A 16,299-nucleotide genomic window follows, 5' to 3' on the forward strand; every position below is an offset into this window, starting at 1 on the left:
CATAACGGGCTTTGCTGCGGCTAATTCTTTTATAGAAACACTTAGGAGTGAATAATGGCCCGTATAGCAGGCATTAACATTCCTGATCAGAAACACGCTGTAATCGCTCTAACGGCGATCTACGGCATCGGTAAAACTCGCTCTCAAGCTATCCTAGCTGAAGTGGGTATTGCTGAAGATGTTAAGATCAGTGAACTAACTGAAGAGCAGATCGATCAACTGCGTGATGGTGTAGCTAAGTACACTGTAGAAGGTGATCTACGTCGTGAAGTATCTATGAACATCAAGCGTCTTATGGACCTTGGCTGTTACCGTGGTCTTCGTCATCGTCGCAGTCTACCACTACGTGGACAGCGTACTAAAACCAACGCTCGCACCCGTAAGGGTCCGCGTAAGCCGATCAAGAAATAATCGGGAAGGTAGAGTACAATGGCTAAACAACCAACTCGCGCTCGTAAGCGCGTACGCAAGCAAGTTGCAGATGGCGTTGCGCACATCCATGCTTCTTTCAATAACACAATCGTAACCATTACTGACCGTCAAGGTAACGCTCTAGCTTGGGCTACTGCAGGTGGTTCTGGTTTCCGTGGTTCTCGTAAGTCTACTCCGTTCGCTGCACAGGTTGCTGCTGAGCGTTGTGCTGAAATGGCTAAAGAATACGGTCTAAAGAACTTGGAAGTTATGGTTAAGGGTCCTGGTCCAGGTCGTGAATCTACTGTTCGCGCTCTGAACGCTGCTGGTTTCCGCATCACAAACATCGTTGATGCTACACCAATCCCTCATAACGGTTGTCGTCCACCTAAGAAACGTCGCGTATAACGTTTTTTAGATTACTGGAGAAAGATCATGGCAAGATATTTGGGTCCTAAGCTGAAGCTTAGCCGTCGTGAAGGCACTGACTTATTCCTTAAGTCTGGTGTTCGCGCGATCGATACCAAGTGTAAAATTGATAACGCACCAGGTGTACACGGCGCTCGTCGCGGTCGTCTATCTGAGTATGGCGTTCAGCTTCGTGAGAAGCAAAAAGTTCGTCGTATGTACGGCGTTCTAGAAAAACAATTCCGTAACTACTACAAAGAAGCTGCGCGTCTTAAAGGCAACACAGGTGAAAACCTACTTCAGCTTCTTGAAGGTCGTCTTGATAACGTAGTTTACCGCATGGGCTTTGGCGCAACTCGCGCAGAAGCACGTCAGCTAGTTAGCCACAAAGCTATCCTAGTTAACGGTAAAGTTGTAAACGTTCCTTCTTTCAAAGTAGCGGCTAATGACGTTGTTTCTATCCGCGAGAAAGCTAAACAGCAAGCTCGTATCAAAGCAGCTCTAGAAGTTGCTGAACAACGTGAAAAACCAACTTGGATTGAAGTAGATGGTGGCAAGATGGAAGGTACATTCAAGCGTATGCCTGAGCGTTCTGATCTATCAGCTGACATCAACGAACAATTGATCGTCGAGCTTTACTCTAAGTAAGGTTTAAACTAAAGAGAGGACACAATGCAGGGTTCTGTAACAGAATTTCTTAAGCCACGTCTAGTTGACATCGAACAAATCAGCTCGACTCACGCAAAAGTAACTCTTGAGCCATTAGAGCGTGGCTTTGGTCATACTCTAGGTAATGCACTTCGCCGCATTCTTCTATCTTCTATGCCTGGTTGTGCAGTGACAGAAGTAGAAATCGAAGGCGTACTTCATGAGTACAGCACTAAAGAAGGCGTACAAGAAGATATTCTTGAAATCCTTCTAAACCTTAAAGGTTTGGCAGTGCGCGTAGCTGAAGGCAAAGATGAAGTGTTCATTACTTTGAACAAATCAGGCTCGGGCCCTGTGGTTGCAGGTGACATCACCCATGACGGTGATGTAGAGATCGCTAACCCTGAACACGTTATTTGTCACCTAACGGATGACAACGCTGAGATCGCAATGCGTATCAAAGTTGAACGTGGTCGTGGTTATGTTCCAGCTTCTGCGCGTATCCATAACGAAGAAGACGAGCGTCCAATCGGTCGCCTACTAGTAGATGCTACTTACAGCCCAGTAGACAAAATTGCCTACGCTGTAGAAGCAGCTCGTGTAGAACAGCGCACTGACCTAGACAAGCTTGTTATCGATATGGAAACAAACGGTACTCTAGAACCTGAGGAAGCAATCCGTCGTGCAGCTACTATCCTAGCTGAACAATTGGATGCGTTCGTAGATCTTCGTGATGTACGTGTACCTGAGGAGAAGGAAGAGAAGCCAGAATTCGATCCGATCCTACTGCGTCCTGTAGACGATCTTGAACTAACAGTTCGCTCTGCTAACTGTCTGAAAGCAGAAGCGATTCACTACATCGGTGATCTAGTACAACGTACTGAGGTTGAGCTACTTAAAACGCCTAACCTTGGTAAAAAATCTCTTACTGAGATTAAAGACGTACTTGCGTCACGTGGTCTGTCTCTGGGCATGCGCCTAGAAAACTGGCCACCTGCATCAATCGCTGAAGATTAATCGATACTAGTTAGAAGGATTAGGTCATGCGCCATCGTAAGAGTGGTCGTCAACTCAACCGCAACAGCTCACATCGTAAAGCGATGTTCAGCAACATGGCTAGCTCTCTAGTACGTCATGAAGTTATCAAGACTACTTTGCCAAAAGCAAAAGAGCTACGTCGCGTAGTTGAGCCTTTGATTACACTAGCTAAGACTGACAGTGTTGCTAACCGTCGTCTAGCATTTGCACGTACTCGTGACAACGAAGTAGTTGCAAAACTGTTTAACGAACTAGGTCCACGTTTTGCTGCTCGTCAGGGCGGTTACACTCGTATCCTAAAAGCTGGCTTCCGTGCTGGTGATAAAGCTCCAATGGCTTACATTGAGCTTGTAGATCGCCCAGCTGCTGAAGAAGCTGCTGAGTAATCTCAGTTCGTAAGAACAAAAAAAGCCGAGCATTAGCTCGGCTTTTTTGTATCTGTCGTATTTGAAAGCGAAACAAATTGAGTTTTCTGTCTCCCCTCTCAAACTAGTCTTTGATAATCGAATCTTTAGTCTTAATTTATGTTTAGGCGAAACTTCTTAGCTGCCTGAACCCCACAATCCACTTAGTGACTTGAGTAAGCCCTCACTTGCCCCTTGGTCGCCCAAATAGCCCAGTATCACCGGTGCAAATTGACTGATCATTGAAGGGTCTAACCCCAACTTGTCAAAAGTGCTTTGTACCGCGCTTAAACTTTCGATATTACCTAGCAAGCTTTGTGCGCCATCCAAACTCGACATCCCTGGGATCAGAGATTTTAGTTCACTGCTATTTTGATCTGACAGTTGGCTTTGTGCCAAAGCTAATAATGCACTTGTGCCGCCAGCGGCTTGTTCAGTCGAAACTGGTAATTGGCTCGTTAGTAAATCTGTGATTGGAGAGGACTCCGCATTCATACCTTGGCTAACCATGTCCATTAAACCTTCTTGGTTATCTTTGTCGGTCACGGCATCAAGAAAAGCGTGAGCTGTACCAATATTCATTGACAGCAGAGCTAAGGTGAGGAGTGTTTTACGCATAATACCTCCATGTGGCTTGCGATTATTATTGTTTGTTTACTTCTTGAGATTACTGAGACGTAAGGTTATTGAGCTCAAGTCTGTTTATTCTAGACAAAAAAAGCGGCGCTAGTGTGCGCCGCTTCGAATTTGCTATTGAGAATGGTCTCAATTATAGGATGTCTAGTAGTTCTACTTCGAATACTAGAGCTGCAAATGGAGGGATTGCAGCACCTGCGCCACGCTCACCGTATGCTAGGTCTTGCGGGATGTATAGTTTCCACTTAGAGCCAACAGGCATTAGTTGAAGTGCTTCAACCCAGCCTTTGATTACGCCAGTTACTGGGAACTCAGCAGGTTGACCGCGAGATACAGAGCTGTCGAATACAGTGCCGTCAGTTAGCTCACCGTGGTAGTGAACACGTACTTGAGACGCCGCTGTTGGGATTTCACCAGTACCTTCAGTGATGATTTCGTACTGAAGACCAGACTCAAGAACGTTTACTTCTGGACGTAGAGCGTTATCTTTTAGGAACGCTTCGCCGTCAGCTGCTGCTGCTTTAGCTGCTTCTTGACGAGCTGCTTCTGCACGAGTGTGTAGCTCTTGAAGCGCGTTGTTGATCTCATCGATTTCGATAGATGGCATGTCACCAGTTAGTGCCGTTGCAATACCAGCAGCGATAGCGTCAACGCTAAGACCTTCTAGACCAGAACCAGCTAGTTGCTGACCCATTTGCAGACCAATACCGTAGCTAGCTTTCTGTTCTGCAGTTTCAAATTTAATTTCAGACATGAATGTCGCTCTTGTTAGGAGTGATAAAGGCACAGGATATCAGGTTCGAGCCTCGGTTTAAATGATTGAGCTCGAATGTCGCATTCTGGAGCAGAGGGTGTGACTTATCTCTTACTCCAAGTGAAATTTCTGCTAATTTACGCCAAATTACATTTTACTTTGGCGAAAAACATATACTCTCCGCGCTGGTATTTTTATACTGAGATTAGAAGCATTAAGGGACTCATCAGAATGAATCGTCGCAGAAAGAAAAAGCAGCAAGTCGACCACGTCGAATTGATGAAACAAAAGTTCGCTGCTATCGATTGGAAGCAGCCGTTTAGCAAAGAGAAGTGGCAGGAGAGGATCGAGCCTGTCACTCAGTTTTGGCACCGTCTTCCAAAACTACATCAACGTGCACTAATGGTATTGGTGCCTGTGGTGTTGGTGCTTCTGATCATTCCAGTGCCAAAAGATACTGAAGCACTTATCGATGATACTCAAGTTGAGAATCAACGTGTTGCCATTCAATTGAATGCACAAAGCTTGAGTGAGCAGCGTTCTGCACAAAACTCAGAACCAAAGTCTGAGCAATGGAAAGAGTACACGGTAAAGAACGGCGATACACTGGCCCAAGTATTCCGCAGCAATCAACTGCCAATGGCGGACTTAAACGCCCTAGTTAAAATTGAAGGTAGCGACAAACCTTTAAGTCGAATCAAGCAAGGTCAATTGGTGCGCTTCAAGCTCGCTGACGATGGCAAATTAGATATGCTTCAACTTGAGAAAAGTGGTGAGTCGGTGATGTTCTTCCGTTTGTCTGACGGGACATTCGGACGTAATAAATAACGTTCACTAGTAAGCATTCTAAAGGCGCGATGATTCGCGTCTTTTTTATGTCTGTCAGCTTACTTGCTGCTGGAACTCAATCTTGTGCCTGTTGATTGGCAAGTTGTCTTCTCTTATTCCATGGTAAGAGCGGTAATACGATCATCAGGATCCCTATTGCAGTCAGCCAATCTGGAATCTCGTCAAACCACCATATCCCAAAGAGTGTTACGAACACTAAGCCAGAGTATTCTGCTAAAGCAATTTCTCCGGCTGGAGCTTTTTGATATGCCATTACTGCCAAGCCGTTATAGCTTAAGATGCACACTGCACTTGCGATAACTAGTGTCAGTTCTTGCCAACTAATCGGCTGCCAATAAAACCAAGCCATTATCGCCGATATAGGCAGCGAGAACAGCGTGGTCCACCAAAGTGTGGTGACGACAGACTGTTCACTGGGTAGCTTTCTTACCAATATATTAAACATCGCCAGTGTGGTCGCCGTGCCGAGTGCAAATAGTGCAGCCCAATGAAAATGATCCGGCCTGAGCACCACTAAGACACCAAGGAACCCGAAGCAAGTGAGCAAGATTTTACTTAGTGGAGGATGCTCTTTGAGGAACAATATCGACAGCGGCAACATTAAAATCGGCGCTGCGTAAAAAACCGCGTTTGCAGTTGCCAGAGGGAGGTGAGTCACCGCAACCATCATACATCCGCTACCAATTAATATTAGATGCGCTCGCAACAAGGTAATAGGTGCTTGCTTTAGGCTACGTTTATCCGGTTGTTGTCTGAGATAGAAAGGTAGGATGAGCAGCAGTGAAGCCAACTGGCGCACAAACATATATTGGAACGGGCTAATGCCGCCTTCAATCAGTTTAACGGCGACATCGGAGAGTGACGCCGCCAAGTTGCCGATAACCAGTAATAGTAACGCCAGATGATGGGGTGACATTTAGCTTACTCGGCGCATATCCACATGAGGGATACCATCCTCAAGGTAGCTTTCGGAAATAACTTCAAAACCATGACTCGCATAGAAAGCCATCAGGTGTTCCTGTGCGCCGATATCTATCGTTTTACCTGCCCAAAGCTGTTGGCAATGTTGCAGGGCTTGCTCAAGCAGTTCATGTCCAAGACCACCACCACGAGCGCTTTGCTTGGTTACTACACGACCAATACTGACATTGTCGTAGCTGGTACCTGCAGGCAATAGGCGAGCACAGGCAACCAGTTCATCTCCTTTGTAACCTAATAGGTGAAAAACGCCTTCCAGTGTATCTTTTCCATCTAGCTCTGGATAAGGACAGGTTTGCTCCACCACAAAGACATCAACGCGCAAGCGCAGCATCTCGTAGAGTTGTGTCGTCGTCAGTTGAGAGAAAGGTAGGGCAGTCCAGTTGATCATTTTCAATATCCATTAATGAGCGAATGCAGCTGACTTTACGTCGTTTTCTGCTATTACTCATTAACAATGGTTAATTTTCACTGGTCTTCGTGACAAATCTGGCGATAATGTGCCCTCTTTTTCATCCCACCTGAGGATATTTCCCTGTGAGCAAACAAACTTTTGACCAAGTAGGGCTTAATCCAGCGCTGCTAGAGACGCTTGAATCATTGAACTACACCCATATGACGCCAATTCAAGCGTTGAGCTTACCTGCGATTTTGAATCAGCGTGATGTGATTGGTCAGGGCAAAACAGGCTCAGGTAAAACCGCGGCATTTGGTCTGGGCGTATTGTCCAACCTAAACGTGAAGCGCTTCCGTGTACAATCTTTGGTGTTGTGCCCAACGCGTGAACTGGCTGATCAGGTGGCGAAAGAGATCCGTACGTTAGGTCGTGGTATTCACAACATTAAAGTACTGACATTGTGTGGTGGTATGCCAATGGGACCGCAAATCGGTTCACTAGAGCATGGCGCGCATATTCTGGTAGGTACGCCCGGTCGTATCCTTGATCACCTAGAGAAAGGTCGCATTAACCTAGAAGAGCTAAACACGCTGGTCCTAGATGAAGCAGACCGCATGCTGGAAATGGGCTTCCAAGACGCACTCGATGCGATCATTGATGCAGCACCGAAGCAACGTCAAACACTGCTATTCAGTGCGACTTTCCCAGAGAAGATCGAACAGATTGCTCAACGTATTATGCAATCACCAGAGATGATCAAAGTAGAATCGACACATGATACGTCGAGCATCGCGCAATACTTTTACAACGTTGAAGGTTCAGAAGCACGCGATGAAGCTCTGGCAAACCTACTACTGACGCACCAGCCAGAGTCAGCAGTAGTGTTCTGTAATACCAAGAAAGAAGTACAGAATGTGGCAGATGAACTGCATCACAAAGGCTTCAGTGTGGTGGACCTTCATGGCGATCTAGAACAACGTGAACGCGACCAAGCTCTGGTACAGTTTGCTAACAAGAGTGTGTCTATCCTTGTTGCAACAGACGTGGCGGCGCGTGGTTTAGACGTCGACAACCTTGATGCAGTATTTAACTTCGAACTGTCTCGTGACCCTGAAGTACACGTTCACCGTATTGGTCGTACTGGTCGTGCGGGCAGCAAAGGTCTGGCGTTCAGCTTCTTTGGAGAGAAAGATGGTCTACGTGTAGCTCGTATTGAAGAGTACCTAGATATGGATGTGGTACCAGCAACACTGCCAGCGAAATCAACTCAGCAGCCATACCAAGCGAAGATGGTGACGATTAATATCGATGGCGGTAAGAAACAGAAAGTACGTGCGGGTGACATCCTTGGCTGTTTGACTGGTAAAAATGGTATCACGGGTGCACAAGTGGGTAAGATCCAGTTAATGGCGATGCGCTCTTACGTTGCGGTAGAGAAATCTGTGGCGAAGAAAGCACTGCAAACTATCAGTAACGGTAAGATGAAAGGTCGTCAATTCCGTGCTCGTATTCTGAAGTAAGCAGAACCTCATTTAATGCAAAGGCGCTCGACATTGAGCGCCTTTGTTTTTTCCAGCCTATCTGACCTTATTCATTGCCTTTCTTTAAGCGCGACTTAATTCGGCTAAGACTGATCGCGGTAATCCCCAAGTAAGCGGCAATCTGGCTATCGGTAATGCGCTGTTCTAAGTCTGGATAGTGTTGACAAAACAGTTGGTAACGTTCTTCTGGTGAGTAAAGCAACATAAAACGTTCTTTGTTTTCTTTATGCATCAGTTGCGCTTCGAGCAGCTTTAAGTAGATAGGATGCTTTTCTTCACGCCACTGATGTAGCACTTCAACCGGTAAGCAAAACAGATGACAAGGTGTCAGCGTTTCCAATAAATACGGCGAAGGCTGATTTTTGATAAGCCCTTCAAAGCCAATCACCCAATCTTTTTCCCAGTAGAACTCTTTACTGAATTCCTTCCCTTTGTCGGTCAGATAACTGGCGTGACACAATCCCTCTAATACAAAGTAGATGTGCGAGCTGAACTCACCTTGGTGATTGAGAATATGGCGCGTTGGCAGTTCAAGCTGTTGCCCATGTTCAATAAGCTGATTTGCCTCATTTTCGAGGAAGCCATGATTGATTAAGTCTGAAAAAAGATCGCTGTGCATGTGATAACTCAGAAACGGTTTTTCTCATTCTAACGGTTTTTACTGATAACAAAAAAGCGGCTCATGAGAGCCGCTTGAAATCATTGTCAAGTATACCCAAGTCATTCTCGCAGAACCTAGCATCTCGAGGTTACTTGGGCATACCCCTTATTTATTCAGGTCGATTTGGTAAATCGCGAAACCAACTTCGTCAGTTGCGACACGTTTCATCGGGTATTGCCCTTTCTCTTTGATGAACTGCGCAGCTTTATCACTTGGTGAGGTTTCAAAGCTAACATCAAGTTTGTTATCCGATTTGATTGGCGCGAAAGACCAGTTGTTATCTGCACTTGGTGTTACTTCACCTTGCTCTTTACTGATGCGAGAGATGTAAGCAGCAACTACTGAGCGGTTCTCATCTGGAGAATCAAATGCGATGAAATCCGGACCAGTGCCTGGGAAAGTCGCGCTGTAAGCACGGTAGTTGTTGGTTGCAATGATGAAGTCTTGCTTCGGATCAACCGGTTTTCCGTTATAAGTCAGGTTCACGATACGTTGTGAGTCTGGGTTGATCACGTTACAACTTGCGTCGTACTTCGGTGGTTGAGTGACATCGATTTGGTAGTTCACACCATCAATCACGTCGAAGTTATAAGTGCGGAAGTTATCCCAATTCAACAAAGACTGAGGTTTGGTGCTGTTGACATCAATCTGGTTGAACTGACCCGCGCTACACTCTAGCCATTCGTGAACTTCTTTGCCTTTAACCTTCATTGCTACCAGCGTATTCGGGTATAAGTAAAGATCCGCGGCATTACGGAAAGTCAGCTGGCCGGACTCTACTTCCGTGAAGCCATTTGGATCGTCTTTACGTCCGCCCACTTTAAATGGTGCAGCTGCGCTTAGTACTGGAATGTCTGCAAGATCTGGGTCGCCTTGGATAAAGCGTTCCACGTAATCTTTTTGAGCAAGGTTTACGATTTGAATCGTTGGATCATCTTGTACAAGCGCTAGGAAGCTGTACATCACATCATTTGCTTTACCGATTGGCTGATTGACGAATTCACGTGTGCCTTTGTGGTCATCAACAAGTGCATCCACGATGCCTTTATCGGCTTCCGCCAACGACTTTTTGTTGGCTTTGTCGAAGATAGGGCGAGCTTCAGATTGACCCTCAACAACTTGCCATTTGCCGTCTTTTTCTTTCAGCATTAAGTCCATTACGCCAACGTGGCTACCCCAGCGACCTGGCATGACTGCGGTTACGCCATTAATTGTGCCTTTTGCGTTGTCGACGCCTTGTAGCTTGGCAAAGTCTTTACCTGGGAACACGGCGTGAGAGTGACCAAATGCAATCGCATCAATGCCTTCAACTTCTGTGAGATAGTAAACCGAGTTTTCAGCGCCGAGCTTGTATGGGTCAGTCGAAATGCCCGAGTGTGGAATCGCCACAATTACGTCAGCACCTTCTTTCTTCATCTGAGGAACCAGCTTTTTCGCAGTCTCAGTGATGTCTTCAGCGAAAACTTTACCTTCTAGGTTTTTCTTATCCCACACCATGATTTGCGGTGGTACGAAGCCGATGTAGCCCACTTTGATTTCGTGGCTTTGACCGTCGGTGTCTTTAAACGTGTGCGTTTTAATGAGATAAGGTTTGAAGTAGTGCTCACCTGTCTTCTTGTCGAAAACGTTAGCACTAACATAAGGGAAGTTCGCACCGTCGATAGAGTTTTTCAGGAACTCAAGACCGTAGTTGAATTCATGGTTACCAATGTTACCTACATCGTAATCCAACTGGTTCATCGCTTTGTATACCGGGTGGATTTCGCCAGCGTTAATCCCTTTCGCTGCCATGTAATCGCCCATCGGGCTGCCTTGAATCAAGTCGCCATTGTCGACCAATACACTGTTTACAGCTTCTTCACGAGCTTGCTTAACCAGTGTTGCCGCACGGCTAAGACCGATTTGTTGAGAAGGCTGATCTTTGTAGTAGTCGTAATCCATCACATTGGTGTGAATATCGGTGGTTTCGATAATACGTAGCTTAATAGTGTCCGCCATTGCTGGACCTGCAAGCGTCAACATACCGCTTAAAACTGCGACGGATACGGGATTAACTGCCATTTTCATGAGGTGCTCCAATTAAATGGGATAGAGGGGTCGTACAGCGTAATGTAACAAATATTAGTGCAAGCTCAGGCTAAGATGCAGAAAACTGTGAACATTAGGCAATTAAATGCGGAGGAAAGTGTCAAAGTGATGCCTTTTTCACCATTTTGAATGAGACCTAACAAAAGCTTCTTAGCAGTTTTTTGAATAAAAAATGAAATTTTAGAATTTCCGGTAATATAAACCCACCGCCATAATGCCATCCATAACGATATCAATGGATGATGAGCAAGCACATGGCAGTTAACGATTCAGTAACGAATTTTCCAATCAACAAGCCTCGGCTGGTTTCGAATAACCGAGCTGCCGATCTTCCGCGTTTTAGCAAGCAATCTCTTCAACCGGGTGAAGTTGCCCTTGTTGGTGCCGGTCCGGGTGACCCTGAGCTGTTAACACTGAAAGCACTTAACTGCCTACAACAAGCTGACGTCGTGCTTTACGACTACCTAGTGTCTGACGAGATCATGGCACTAATTCCAAGTGAAACCATTTTGGTGTGCGTGGGTAAACGTGCTGGTCACCACAGTGTGCCGCAAGAAAAGACTAACCAATTGCTGGTGGACTTTGCCAAGCAAGGCTACAAAGTGGTGCGCATTAAAGGTGGCGATCCATTTGTGTTTGGTCGCGGTGGTGAAGAATTGGAAGTTTTGGCTGATGCCGGTGTTCGTTTCCAAGTAGTTCCGGGCATTACTGCCGCTGCGGGTGCAACTGCTTATGCCGGGATCCCGCTGACGCATCGTGATTACGCGCAGTCAGCGCTGTTTGTTACGGGTCATCTGAAAGAAGAAAGTGACGACATGGACTGGTCGACGCTTGCGAGCGGGAATCAGACTTTAGTGATCTACATGGGACTGATGAAATCACACTATATTCAGAATCAGCTCATCAAACATGGTAGGGCAGCCTCAACCCCTATCGCCATCATCGAGCGCGGTACGCAAATCCAGCAAAAAGTTTTCACCGGAGAACTTTCTCAACTATCTGAATTATCTAAAGAAGCTCAAGCTCCGTCTTTGATTGTTGTCGGCGAAGTTGTGCGTCTGTCTCAAAAGTTGGACTGGTTTTTGTCTAGTACTGAATTCAACAAAAGTGCTATTGCCAGCTCCATATAATTTCAGACCAAAGATTAGGGACGTAATGAGCCTTCAAGCTTAAAAAGGAAAGACAAAACATGGACCAACAACGTTTAACTCACCTTAAACAACTCGAAGCGGAGAGTATTCATATCATCCGCGAAGTTGCTGCTGAGTTCGATAACCCAGTCATGATGTATTCGATTGGTAAAGATTCATCAGTCATGTTGCATCTTGCGCGTAAAGCCTTCTACCCAGGCAAAATTCCATTCCCACTACTGCACGTAGATACGGATTGGAAATTCCGCGAGATGATCGAGTTTCGTGATCGTACCGCTGAGAAATACGGCTTTGAGCTTTTGGTTCATAAGAACCCAGAAGGTCTAGCAATGGGGTGTAGCCCATTTGTGCACGGCTCTTCAAAGCATACTGACATCATGAAGACTCAAGGTTTGAAGCAGGCTCTGAACAAGTACGGTTTTGATGCGGCATTCGGTGGTGCGCGTCGTGATGAAGAGAAGTCACGTGCAAAAGAGCGCGTTTACTCATTCCGCGATAAGAACCATACCTGGGATCCGAAAAACCAACGTCCGGAGCTTTGGAAAACATACAACGGTCAAGTAAACAAAGGGGAGAGCATTCGTGTGTTCCCACTTTCAAACTGGACTGAGCTGGATATCTGGCAATACATCTACCTAGAAAACATTGAGATCGTGCCTCTATACCTTGCAGATAAGCGACCTGTTGTTGAGCGTGATGGCATGCTGATCATGGTAGACGATGACCGCATGAAGCTAGAGCCAGGTGAAGTGATTGAAGAGAAGAGTGTTCGTTTCCGTACTTTGGGTTGCTACCCGCTGACTGGCGCGATTGAGTCTGAAGCTAACACGCTAACAGGCATCATCGAAGAGATGCTGGTGGCAACTTCAAGTGAGCGCCAAGGTCGTGCGATCGACCACGATCAGTCAGGATCGATGGAACTTAAGAAACGTCAAGGTTACTTCTAAAGGATCTAAGGAAAGATAATGAACAGTGCAGTTGAAGCTCAGTTAGCCGAGCTTGGTATTGAAGGCTATTTAAAACAACACCAGTACAAGTCGTTACTTAGATTCCTGACTTGTGGCTCGGTAGATGACGGTAAAAGTACCCTAATCGGTCGCTTACTCCACGACTCAAAACAAATTTATGAAGATCAGCTAGCTGCGGTTCACTCGGATAGCCAACGCGTAGGCACCACGGGTGAAAAGCCAGATTTGGCATTGCTGGTAGATGGTCTACAAGCAGAACGCGAGCAGGGCATCACCATTGATGTGGCTTACCGTTATTTCTCAACGCAGAAACGTAAGTTCATCATTGCTGATACGCCAGGGCATGAGCAATACACGCGTAACATGGCAACAGGTGCATCGACCTGTGATTTGGCTGTGATTCTGGTTGATGCACGTAAAGGAGTGTTGGACCAAACGCGTCGTCACTCATTCATTTCTAACCTACTGGGTTTGAAACACTTTGTTGTCGCTATCAACAAAATGGACTTGGTGGATTACTCACAAGAACGTTTTGAAGAGATCCGTGATGAGTACTTACAGTTCTCAGAAAACCTAGCGGGTGAGACGGATATCCAAATCATTCCGTTGTCAGCGCTAGAAGGCGACAACGTAGTAGAGAAAGGACAGAACCTAAGTTGGTTTGAAGGTCCATCTCTGCTTGAGCTACTTGAGACTGTTGATGTTGACCATGAGAAAGGCGAAGGTGATTTCCGTTTCCCTGTTCAGTATGTAAACCGTCCTAATCTCGATTTCCGTGGTTTTGCGGGCACGATTTCATCAGGTTCAGTGAAAGTAGGCGATGCGATTAAGGCGCTGCCATCAGGCAAAACCTCAACTGTTGCACGTATCGTGACTTTCGATGGCGATGTACAGGAAGCACAAGCAGGTCTGGCTGTGACGTTGACGCTGAATGACGAAATCGACATCAGTCGTGGTGATTTGCTGGTGCTAGAAAATGCGCAAGTGGAGTCAACTAACCACTTGTTGGCTGACGTAGTTTGGATGACAGAGCAACCGCTGCAACCGGGTCGTGATTACGACATTAAGATTGCTGGTAAGAAGACGGTTGGTCACGTTGAAGCGATTCGTCACCAGTACGACATCAACAATCTTTCTACTCACGGTGCAGCTGAATTGCCACTCAACGGCATCGGTTTGTGTGAGTGGTCGCTGAACGAATCTGTCGCATTGGATAACTACCAAGATTGTGCCGATACCGGCGGCTTCATCATCATCGATCGTCTAACCAATGTAACAGTAGGTGCCGGCATGGTGAAAGAAAGTTTGGCTGCTGTTGAGCGTGGTCTTGCGGATGTTTCTGCATTCGAGCTTGAACTCAATGCTCTCGTTCGTAAACACTTCCCACACTGGGAAGCTAAAGACCTGAGCCTATTACTGAAGAAGTAATTAGGTTTACCGAGCCTGACGGGATTGCGAAACCTGCCAGGCTAATTTCCCCGAATCCAGAATGCTTCGGAAGCCCAAGAAACCGAGCATTCTGGCGTTCTTTTTCGCTTGCTTTGCTTTTTTGTCTGGTTACTCGTTTGTCACTCCGTGCAGCTAAGTTTGCACGAGTCGTTGTTGTGCCCGTATCGGGTTTATTGGTAAGGATTGGCTATGTGGGAACAAGGATTTGTATTAGCGATTTTGCTTGGCATTATCACTTGTTTGCTCGTAACCAAAATCAAACCAAGCTACGTATTTGCTGGGGCAGCTTTCATTGCGTTTATGGCGGGGATGATTGAGCTCAATACCATTGCGGCAAACTTTACTAATTCTTCACTTCTGACCTTGGTGTTGTTGATTCTTGCATCGAGCGCATTAGAAAAAACGCTATTAATCAGTTGGGTCAGTCGCAGTATTTCTGAAGGGCACCTTGGCAGTGTGATCGCTAAGTTGGGTTTTTCTACTGCTTTGCTTTCTTCTTTTACTAATAATACTGCCGTTGTGGTGTCGTTAATTGGTGCGATTAAACGCAACCAACAACATGCGCCATCTAAGCTTTTGATTCCACTTTCTTATGCGGCGATTTTTGGTGGCACGTTGACGTTGATTGGTACCTCGACCAACTTAATCATCAACAGCTTTGTCGAAGATGCCGGTCTGCCAAGCTTGAGCTTCTTTACTCCAACCATGATTGGCTTAGCGGTGCTAGTGGGCGGTGTGCTGATTCTGATTCCGCTAAGTTACCTTTTGCCTAATTACGATGACCAAAACCAAGAGGACTTACCTTACTTCTTAGAGTCTCGTGTCGAACCGGGCTCGCCACTGGTTGGACGTACTATTACGGAAAATAACTTACGCGCACTGAGAAAACTATTTTTGGCTGAAGTGATACGCGATGGTGTCAGTGTACCTTCTGTTGGTCCTGATTTTGTGCTTAATGCTAAAGACCGATTACTATTTTGTGGTGATGTAGAGAGTGTTGCGACGCTACAAGAGATCCCAGGTTTAACGTTGTTTGGTCATCAACACCTCAACGGACAAAATTTTATGGAAGTGGTGGTGAGCTCATCGGCGACCTTCTGTCATAAAACGCTTAAAGAGAGCCGTTTTCGAGATCGATTTGATGCGGTGGTCGTGGCGATTCGCCGTGGTCATGAGCGTCTTGAAGGTGGCTTAGGCAATATCACTTTAGCCGCAGGTGATACGTTAGTTTTAGTTCCCGGTAAGCGCTTTGAAGCAGAACGCCGCGCGCATCGTAAAGAGTTCGTGTTGGTGAACGATTTAGATTCGAGTGCACGTTTGGATGCGAATAAATCGGCCTTGGTGTTGTTTGGCTTTGCTGCAGTGATTGGCTGTGCGTTGTTGGAACTCGTACCTATTATCAAAGGTCTGGCGGCGTATTTGATTGCGCTACTTGCCTTTGGTGTGATTCAACTTTCTGAACTTCGTCGTCGTTTCCCAATTGATATCGTGGTGATTGTTGGCTCTGCGTTATCTATTGCGCAATTGATGATTTCATCCGGCTTGTCGGTGCGTATGGGCAATATGTTTATCGAAGCCTTTAATGGCTGGGGCGTGTTTGGTGCTTTAGTTGCAACTTACATCATGACTCTGGTGCTAACGGAACTTGTCACCAACAATGCGGCGGCGGCGCTGTCTTTCCCTATTGGCTATAGCATGGCGGTAGGTTATGGCGTTGATCCAATGCCTTTCATTATGGCGGTACTGTTTGGCGCCAGTGCCAGTTTTATTTCTCCTTACGGATACCAAACCAACCTGTTGGTATACAGCGTAGGGAATTACAAATTGACCGATTATGTGCGAATTGGCGTGCCGATTTCCATCGTGTATTCAGTACTAGTACTGACGCTGATTCCGGTCTTCTTTCCGTTTTAATCTG

General features: G+C 46.2%; 17 protein-coding genes. 11 read left to right on the plus strand and 6 right to left on the minus strand.

Annotated features, from left to right (window positions below):
* Positions 1-54: 54 nt before the first annotated feature.
* From rpsM to rplQ, 5 genes are read left to right on the plus strand one after another with little or no spacing between them, the layout of a single operon-like run.
* Entirely contained in the window at positions 55-411 is a 357-nt protein-coding gene (rpsM, locus tag MHO32_RS00855; RefSeq protein WP_005450559.1) for a 30S ribosomal protein S13, read from the plus strand.
* Between the two features lie 18 nt (positions 412-429).
* On the plus strand, positions 430-819 hold the full coding sequence (gene rpsK, locus MHO32_RS00860) for a 30S ribosomal protein S11 (RefSeq protein ID WP_001118870.1): 390 nt from the start codon (positions 430-432) through the stop codon (positions 817-819).
* Between the two features lie 27 nt (positions 820-846).
* Entirely contained in the window at positions 847-1,467 is a 621-nt protein-coding gene (rpsD, locus tag MHO32_RS00865) for a 30S ribosomal protein S4 (protein WP_005383146.1), read from the plus strand.
* Between the two features lie 24 nt (positions 1,468-1,491).
* Positions 1,492-2,484, plus strand: a complete 993-nt coding sequence (locus MHO32_RS00870; protein WP_005383143.1) for a DNA-directed RNA polymerase subunit alpha — start codon at positions 1,492-1,494, stop codon at positions 2,482-2,484.
* Positions 2,485-2,510: 26 nt separating this feature from the next.
* Positions 2,511-2,891 carry a 50S ribosomal protein L17 gene (gene rplQ / locus MHO32_RS00875; RefSeq protein WP_005383141.1) on the plus strand — a complete coding sequence of 127 codons (381 nt, stop codon included), beginning with the start codon at positions 2,511-2,513 and terminating at the stop codon, positions 2,889-2,891.
* A gap of 156 nt (positions 2,892-3,047) precedes the next feature.
* Here rplQ and MHO32_RS00880 read toward each other — a convergent pair whose 3' ends face one another.
* Both MHO32_RS00880 and MHO32_RS00885 read right to left on the minus strand, forming a co-directional pair.
* Positions 3,048-3,527: a DUF2780 domain-containing protein gene (locus tag MHO32_RS00880; protein ID WP_005450555.1), complete on the minus strand. Its 480-nt coding sequence runs from the start codon at positions 3,525-3,527 to the stop codon at positions 3,048-3,050.
* 151 nt (positions 3,528-3,678) lie between these two features.
* Entirely contained in the window at positions 3,679-4,299 is a 621-nt protein-coding gene (locus MHO32_RS00885; RefSeq protein ID WP_005450553.1) for an FKBP-type peptidyl-prolyl cis-trans isomerase, read from the minus strand.
* Positions 4,300-4,530: 231 nt separating this feature from the next.
* Here MHO32_RS00885 and MHO32_RS00890 point away from each other — a divergent pair, with 231 nt between their 5' ends.
* Positions 4,531-5,127 (plus strand): LysM-like peptidoglycan-binding domain-containing protein, encoded by a 597-nt coding sequence (locus MHO32_RS00890; RefSeq protein ID WP_005450551.1) that lies wholly within the window; start codon positions 4,531-4,533, stop codon positions 5,125-5,127.
* A 76-nt stretch (positions 5,128-5,203) separates the two neighbouring features.
* Here MHO32_RS00890 and MHO32_RS00895 read toward each other — a convergent pair whose 3' ends face one another.
* Both MHO32_RS00895 and MHO32_RS00900 read right to left on the minus strand, forming a co-directional pair.
* On the minus strand, positions 5,204-6,064 hold the full coding sequence (locus MHO32_RS00895) for a DMT family transporter (protein WP_009698874.1): 861 nt from the start codon (positions 6,062-6,064) through the stop codon (positions 5,204-5,206).
* Entirely contained in the window at positions 6,065-6,517 is a 453-nt protein-coding gene (locus MHO32_RS00900) for a GNAT family N-acetyltransferase (protein ID WP_239210521.1), read from the minus strand. It lies immediately after the preceding gene.
* Between the two features lie 146 nt (positions 6,518-6,663).
* Between MHO32_RS00900 and dbpA the strand changes: the two genes are divergently transcribed.
* Positions 6,664-8,043 (plus strand): ATP-dependent RNA helicase DbpA, encoded by a 1,380-nt coding sequence (gene dbpA, locus MHO32_RS00905; RefSeq protein WP_005430562.1) that lies wholly within the window; start codon positions 6,664-6,666, stop codon positions 8,041-8,043.
* A gap of 67 nt (positions 8,044-8,110) precedes the next feature.
* Here the strand turns inward: dbpA and MHO32_RS00910 are convergent, their stop codons facing one another.
* Both MHO32_RS00910 and cpdB read right to left on the minus strand, forming a co-directional pair.
* A complete protein-coding gene (locus MHO32_RS00910) occupies positions 8,111-8,683 on the minus strand; it encodes a Crp/Fnr family transcriptional regulator (protein ID WP_009698873.1) in 573 nt (190 codons plus the stop codon).
* Between the two features lie 147 nt (positions 8,684-8,830).
* On the minus strand, positions 8,831-10,792 hold the full coding sequence (gene cpdB, locus MHO32_RS00915; RefSeq protein ID WP_239210522.1) for a 2',3'-cyclic-nucleotide 2'-phosphodiesterase: 1,962 nt from the start codon (positions 10,790-10,792) through the stop codon (positions 8,831-8,833).
* Positions 10,793-11,067: 275 nt separating this feature from the next.
* Between cpdB and cobA the strand changes: the two genes are divergently transcribed.
* The 4 genes from cobA (at position 11,068) to MHO32_RS00935 (ending at position 16,295) form a co-directional block, all read left to right on the plus strand.
* A complete protein-coding gene (cobA, locus tag MHO32_RS00920) occupies positions 11,068-11,943 on the plus strand; it encodes a uroporphyrinogen-III C-methyltransferase (protein WP_239210523.1) in 876 nt (291 codons plus the stop codon).
* A 59-nt stretch (positions 11,944-12,002) separates the two neighbouring features.
* Positions 12,003-12,911 carry a sulfate adenylyltransferase subunit CysD gene (cysD, locus tag MHO32_RS00925; protein WP_005430587.1) on the plus strand — a complete coding sequence of 303 codons (909 nt, stop codon included), beginning with the start codon at positions 12,003-12,005 and terminating at the stop codon, positions 12,909-12,911.
* Positions 12,912-12,929: 18 nt separating this feature from the next.
* Entirely contained in the window at positions 12,930-14,360 is a 1,431-nt protein-coding gene (gene cysN, locus MHO32_RS00930) for a sulfate adenylyltransferase subunit CysN (protein ID WP_005450536.1), read from the plus strand.
* Positions 14,361-14,570: 210 nt separating this feature from the next.
* The gene (locus MHO32_RS00935; RefSeq protein ID WP_009698870.1) at positions 14,571-16,295 is read left to right on the plus strand and encodes an SLC13 family permease; all 1,725 of its coding nucleotides are present in this window, start codon (positions 14,571-14,573) and stop codon (positions 16,293-16,295) included.
* Positions 16,296-16,299 lie beyond the last annotated feature (4 nt).

The sequence above is a fragment of the Vibrio sp. MMH1-50 genome (assembly GCF_022347645.1).
In the GTDB taxonomy this organism is placed as follows: Bacteria; Pseudomonadota; Gammaproteobacteria; order Enterobacterales; family Vibrionaceae; genus Vibrio; species Vibrio harveyi.

Excerpts from the sequence above, each read along its gene's own strand:
- cysN (WP_005450536.1), top strand. The coding sequence starts at position 12,930 with ATGAACAGTGCAGTTGAAGCTCAGTTAGCCGAGCTTGGTATTGAAGGC.
- cysD (WP_005430587.1), top strand. The coding sequence starts at position 12,003 with ATGGACCAACAACGTTTAACTCACCTTAAACAACTCGAAGCGGAGAGT.
- rpsM (WP_005450559.1), top strand. The coding sequence starts at position 55 with ATGGCCCGTATAGCAGGCATTAACATTCCTGATCAGAAACACGCTGTA.
- MHO32_RS00890 (WP_005450551.1), top strand. The coding sequence starts at position 4,531 with ATGAATCGTCGCAGAAAGAAAAAGCAGCAAGTCGACCACGTCGAATTG.
- MHO32_RS00910 (WP_009698873.1), bottom strand. The coding sequence starts at position 8,683 with ATGCACAGCGATCTTTTTTCAGACTTAATCAATCATGGCTTCCTCGAA.
- cpdB (WP_239210522.1), bottom strand. The coding sequence starts at position 10,792 with ATGAAAATGGCAGTTAATCCCGTATCCGTCGCAGTTTTAAGCGGTATG.
- MHO32_RS00870 (WP_005383143.1), top strand. The coding sequence starts at position 1,492 with ATGCAGGGTTCTGTAACAGAATTTCTTAAGCCACGTCTAGTTGACATC.
- MHO32_RS00885 (WP_005450553.1), bottom strand. The coding sequence starts at position 4,299 with ATGTCTGAAATTAAATTTGAAACTGCAGAACAGAAAGCTAGCTACGGT.
- MHO32_RS00900 (WP_239210521.1), bottom strand. The coding sequence starts at position 6,517 with ATGATCAACTGGACTGCCCTACCTTTCTCTCAACTGACGACGACACAA.
- rpsK (WP_001118870.1), top strand. The coding sequence starts at position 430 with ATGGCTAAACAACCAACTCGCGCTCGTAAGCGCGTACGCAAGCAAGTT.
- MHO32_RS00935 (WP_009698870.1), top strand. The coding sequence starts at position 14,571 with ATGTGGGAACAAGGATTTGTATTAGCGATTTTGCTTGGCATTATCACT.
- MHO32_RS00895 (WP_009698874.1), bottom strand. The coding sequence starts at position 6,064 with ATGTCACCCCATCATCTGGCGTTACTATTACTGGTTATCGGCAACTTG.
- MHO32_RS00880 (WP_005450555.1), bottom strand. The coding sequence starts at position 3,527 with ATGCGTAAAACACTCCTCACCTTAGCTCTGCTGTCAATGAATATTGGT.
- cobA (WP_239210523.1), top strand. The coding sequence starts at position 11,068 with ATGGCAGTTAACGATTCAGTAACGAATTTTCCAATCAACAAGCCTCGG.
- rpsD (WP_005383146.1), top strand. The coding sequence starts at position 847 with ATGGCAAGATATTTGGGTCCTAAGCTGAAGCTTAGCCGTCGTGAAGGC.
- rplQ (WP_005383141.1), top strand. The coding sequence starts at position 2,511 with ATGCGCCATCGTAAGAGTGGTCGTCAACTCAACCGCAACAGCTCACAT.